Consider the following 4,881-nt stretch of genomic DNA (forward strand, 5'->3'; position numbering starts at 1 on the left):
CTCGGGTCATGGCTGATTCCGACAATACCACGACTTTGCCTCTCGTCATCCGCAGGTTGCTACTTGCGGCAAGCGCAATTGCGACAACATATCTTTACGCGAACGGGACATTCAAACCAGAGGATCTAAGAGCCTTACACCTTCACCTTTTTGGCCAGCGGACAAGAATTCGACACCCGCTTTTATCAAAGCCGCCTCAATGGCCTGCAAAGTGCTGATCCGGGAATCCACCTTGCCATTTTCCAACCGGACCAGCGCATTCAGCGACACAATTGCCTTGTCAGCAAGCTCCTGCTGCGACCAACCAAGCAAAGCCCGTGCGGCTCGAATCTGTCGTGGACTGACCATGAGTCCACAATCGGCAGGCGGATTTTCTTTGCCACCTATAGGGTTATTTTACACCCTGTAAGGTATATAAAATGGCGATTCGAACTTCAGGTAACCTCGACGCGAAGTAGCCGGCGCGTACGCGACAGACTCTCGATCCGGCTGGCCAGTGGAGCATCGAACGGCCTTGTTGAAACCGCAACGTTCCGTCCTCCTTCGGACGGTGCCGAAGCCAAACATCGACAATGATCCTCATCCCGCCGATCAGCATGTCGGCAGGCAGATTGCGGCCGTTCGCGTCCAATCCGACGTCTCGCAGGCCCAGTTAGCCCGATCCATCGGCATCAGTTTCCAGCAGCTCCAGAAATACGAGAACGCGCGCAATCGCGTGAGCGCATCGATGCTCTACGAGATCGCCAGCTCGCTCGGGGTTCCTGTCGGCCGCTTCTTCGAAGGCCTGCCGGCAAACGATGAGGCCCGCGTCGAGGCGCGGCCCCTCCCGGTCGATGAGCGCCTGGATTTCATTGCCAGCGCGGAAGGGCGGCGCCTGATTGAGGGGCTAGTGAAACTTCCGCCGCGTGTGCGCGCTCGCGTCTCGTCCCTGATCTCAGCGTTAGGAGAAGAACTGGCCCCGCTGGACACAAATACGGACAGCGAGACGGCCGGCGAATCCGCGCCGGCCGAATGCAGGACCGTCTGACAGCGGGTTGCGCTTGTCAGCCAAATTTTCGTGCCGCGGGCAGGGCGATGCGGCCGCAAGCCGAGGACATTTCGATTTCGACGCCGAACGCCCGCGAGCGGGTCGCGAATCCTTCGAGGATCTCTCGCGCCGCGCTTCCAGTGACGGCGACGGGTACCAATCTGCCCGTTGCCGATCCGAGAGACTGAGCTTCCGCGCCGATCGCAACGGGCAGGAGGTCTATTTCTGCGAGGTTTCCGCCCGCATCATAGCGGCAGGCGGCGACGATGCTTTGCCAGACTTCCGGTGGATCCCATTCGGTTTCGCCGGGATGCACGTGGAATAGGAAATTTCCGAGGCCGTAGAAGATCGGCGAGCCATTGTAGATTTCCACGGCCTGCAGCACCGGCGCGCCGTGGCTGACGAAGAGGTTGGCGCCGGCGTCGATGCACATCCTGGCAAAGGTCTGCACCCAGCGCGGCACGTCCTGCCAACCTGGTTCCCAATGATGGTGATGCAGATAGGCGATGACGAAATCGCCTTGTGCCGCGGCATGCCGGATGGCGGACAGGTGGACACTCGCGCTTCGCTGATCGACTTCGATCAGACGGCCGAAATCTGCGGCTTGCGTGAACACCGTGCCGTAGAAATTGATCTCCGTGCCGGCCGACACCGCCACCGGGTCCTCCGGTTGCGCATAATTGGCCAGTTCAAAGGGGGAGCTTTGCAAATGCGCGCCCAGCCTTGCCAGTCTGCTGAAATGCCCGTCCGGCACCCCCATCTTGCGAACGGTGTTCAGACGATTGACGCCGGGCCGAGCCGGCCGGAAGGCCGTGCGGTCTTCGGCATACATGTTGGTCGGGCCGGGGCCTGCATCCATCGCCAGAAGCGCGACCTCGCACGCGCCCAGCCGGTGGCGGCCCGGTTTCCTCGCGTCCGTCTCGTTGGCTCCGATGCCGGCATGCAGGAAACCGCGCGCTTCCACCTCTTCCAGCGTCGAGAGGATGCCGCCAGCGCCGAGATCGAAGGCGTGGTTGTTTGCCAGCGCAAGCGCATTGAAACCGATGGCCTGCAATGCGTCGAGCACTTCAGCCCTGGAATATCCGAAGTATTTGCCCTTGGTCGGCCACCCGCCGTGCTGGCCGAGGATTGTCGACTCGAAGTTGGTGAAAACGACGTCGCCTTGGCGCAGAAAGTCCGTAACCGCGATGAAGCGTTCGTCTTTGAGGTCACGGATGTCGTGCTTGATCAGGGATTGGCCGGTAACGACCGCGCAGAACTGGTCTTTCATGGAACTCGCCTTGAAGGAGGGGAGGGCGCCAGCGTTCAAGCTGGCGCCACGTCAATGTCGAAGTCGGTTGCCGCCTATTGCGAGATGGCCGGCGAGATATCGCTCTTGAACCATTTCAGGCTCAGCCCCTTGATCGTCCCATCCTTGGTGGCCGCGTCGATCGCCGCGTTGAACTTGGCGAGAAGGTCGGTATCGTCCTTGCGCATGCCGGCGCCGACGCCTGGTCCCCAGAGCCCGCCTTTCAGTTCAGGGCCGAAAAACACCACATCCGAGCCGGAAGGCGTCTCCAGAAAATCCCGCCAGGTGAAATAGTCGGCCAGACCGCCGTCGATGCGACCTGCGGCAAGATCGAGCTTCATGTTGTCCTGGCTGTCATAACTGCGAATGGTCACGACATCGCCCAGCATTTCCTTCACGACTGCTTCCGAATTTGACGAGCGCAAGGCCCCGATCGCCCTGCCGGCGAGTGTCGATCTGAGGCGTTCGATTGTCGCCTTTTCCTTGTCGCCGATGCTCGAGAGGTTGACCTTCTGCTTGATGTCGCCAGGATCGAGACCCAGGTCCTTGCGCACAACGAACTGGTTGAAGCCGGTGGCGTAGGGAACTGAGAACGCGATCTTCTGCTTGCGTTTTTCCGTGATCGCCATGCCAGACATGATCACGTCGAACTTGCCGACAAGCAGTGCCGGGATGATCCCGTCCCAATCCTGCGGGACAAAGGTACATTTGATCTCGATGCGACGACACAGCTCCTGTCCGACATCGATATCGTAGCCGTAAAGTTGACCGTTCGCGTCGGTAGAGTCCCAAGGCGGCGAAGCACCTTCGGAGGCGATCGAAATGACGCGCTCGCTTTGCGCGCCGGCCGGGAATACCGACATCAGGGACGCGATAGAAACGGCAATAGCTACGGGTATGCGCATGATGCACCTCTTCGTTGGTTTGGATGGGAAGGGCAGTTCAAAAGCCGCGGCGTCAGGGCAGGGGTGGCATCGTGATCTCGTGATCAGGCAAGGCCGGGCGCAAGCGCTGCTTTCGTCGATGCACCGGATGGCCGTCGGTCGAAAGCCATCGCTCCAGAAGCTGGATCGCTTTTACGGCGATCGAGGTGAGCGATAGGTAGATCGCTCCGGCGACGATGAAGATCTCGTACGGCGCGAACGTGGTCGACACCATCTGTCTCGCCATGCCGGTGATCTCGAGCAGCGTTACGGTGCTCGCAAGGGACGAACCCTTGATCATCCCGACGATCTCGTTGCCGTAGGCCGGGAGCGATATCCTGAAAGCGATCGGGAAGGTGACCAGGCGAGCGATCTGGAAGCGTTTCAAGCCGAGAGACGTGGCCGCCTCGGTGACACCCTTAGGCACGGACTGGAGACCACGGCACAGGATCTCGGTGGTGTGTGCCGCGCTGTTCAGCGAAAATGTCAGAAGGGCGCACCAGAAAGGATCCCGCAGGATGACCCAGAAGATGCTGGCCCGCACCCCCTCGATCTGAGCGAGGCCGTAATAGAGCAAGAAGAGCTGAACAAGCATCGGCGTTCCGCGGATCACATAGGTGTATGAGAGCACCGAGAGCGAGAGGCCGGGGCGTCCGAAAGCGCGCATGAAGGCCAGCGGCACGGACAGAAGAAATCCGGCCGTCAGCGACAGGACCGTCAGGGTCAATGTGAGACCAACGCCCGAAGGCAGGACAACCATTGCGTCGAACATCAAGCCGAGGTTCATGGGTCGCTCCCTCCTACCGGCCGAGTGCCGGATAGCGCCGCTCAGCCAGCCGGATCGAAAGCAGCGTGACGGTGGTCAGCGAGAGATAGAGAGCGGAGGCCGCAAGGTAGAAGGTCAACGGTGCGCGCAAGGATCCGGCCCCCACATACGCAACGCGCATGATGTCGGTCAGGCCGACGATCGAAACCAGTGCGGTATCCTTGAAGAGCGAGATCCATAGATTGCCGTAGGCAGGCAGCGCCAGCCGCAGCATTTGAGGTCCGATGACGAACATCCAGCGTTGCCAGGCGTTCAGGCCAAGCGACTTTGCCGCTTCGGTTTGACCCGCTGGCACCGCCGCGATCGCTCCGCGAAACACTTCGGTCGCATAACCGCTGAAAACGACCGAGAGCGCGACAACGCCTGCGGTGAATGCGTTCACCTCGACATACCGGCCGGCGATCTTGCTGGCGAGCGTGGTTCCGCCGAAGTAGATGAGCAGGATAATCAGAAGTTCTGGTACACCCCGGACGACTGTGGTGTAGGCGGTCACGACCGCGTTGAGGCGCGGTTTTGCCGTGCCCTTCGAAATCGCCAAAAACAAGCCAAATGCCGTACCCAGGCAGCCGCTGACTAGGGCCAGGCTGATGGTCACGGTGAGTGCGACAACAAACTGAGTAGTAAAACCACCCATGGGGCGCTTTCCTCGACTCGCAATTACCGAAGGTTACGCCGGCCTTTGTCACTCAGACCAAGTCGTATAACCCAAGGTTGCGGATTGTTATATTTGTAATCTGGAGTTAATTTGGGGTATTGGCTAATTCTAGCGCTTGAAATTACACACTCAATCTATAATTTTTATTATTTTATCTATAAC

General features: G+C 59.7%; 6 protein-coding genes. 1 reads left to right on the top strand and 5 read right to left on the bottom strand.

Annotation, left to right across the window (positions count from 1 at the left end; genetic code table 11):
• Positions 1 to 111: 111 nt before the first annotated feature.
• Positions 112 to 348, bottom strand: coding sequence for a helix-turn-helix domain-containing protein (locus NKH38_RS32995; RefSeq protein ID WP_032909948.1), 237 nt, complete (start codon positions 346 to 348; stop codon positions 112 to 114).
• Between the two features lie 166 nt (positions 349 to 514).
• Between NKH38_RS32995 and NKH38_RS33000 the strand changes: the two genes are divergently transcribed.
• The gene (locus NKH38_RS33000; RefSeq protein ID WP_352765706.1) at positions 515 to 1,027 is read left to right on the top strand and encodes a helix-turn-helix domain-containing protein; all 513 of its coding nucleotides are present in this window, start codon (positions 515 to 517) and stop codon (positions 1,025 to 1,027) included.
• A 16-nt stretch (positions 1,028 to 1,043) separates the two neighbouring features.
• Here the strand turns inward: NKH38_RS33000 and NKH38_RS33005 are convergent, their stop codons facing one another.
• The 4 genes from NKH38_RS33005 to NKH38_RS33020 form a co-directional block, all read right to left on the bottom strand.
• Positions 1,044 to 2,297, bottom strand: coding sequence for a CapA family protein (locus NKH38_RS33005; RefSeq protein WP_352765704.1), 1,254 nt, complete (start codon positions 2,295 to 2,297; stop codon positions 1,044 to 1,046).
• A 74-nt stretch (positions 2,298 to 2,371) separates the two neighbouring features.
• Positions 2,372 to 3,220, bottom strand: coding sequence for a transporter substrate-binding domain-containing protein (locus NKH38_RS33010; RefSeq protein WP_352713524.1), 849 nt, complete (start codon positions 3,218 to 3,220; stop codon positions 2,372 to 2,374).
• 52 nt (positions 3,221 to 3,272) lie between these two features.
• On the bottom strand, positions 3,273 to 4,025 hold the full coding sequence (locus NKH38_RS33015) for an ABC transporter permease (RefSeq protein ID WP_023669158.1): 753 nt from the start codon (positions 4,023 to 4,025) through the stop codon (positions 3,273 to 3,275).
• 13 nt (positions 4,026 to 4,038) lie between these two features.
• A complete protein-coding gene (locus NKH38_RS33020) occupies positions 4,039 to 4,698 on the bottom strand; it encodes an ABC transporter permease (protein WP_023669157.1) in 660 nt (219 codons plus the stop codon).
• Positions 4,699 to 4,881: the final 183 nt, after the last annotated feature.

The sequence above is a fragment of the Mesorhizobium sp. M1078 genome, from assembly GCF_040318615.1.
Taxonomy (GTDB): domain Bacteria; phylum Pseudomonadota; class Alphaproteobacteria; order Rhizobiales; family Rhizobiaceae; genus Mesorhizobium.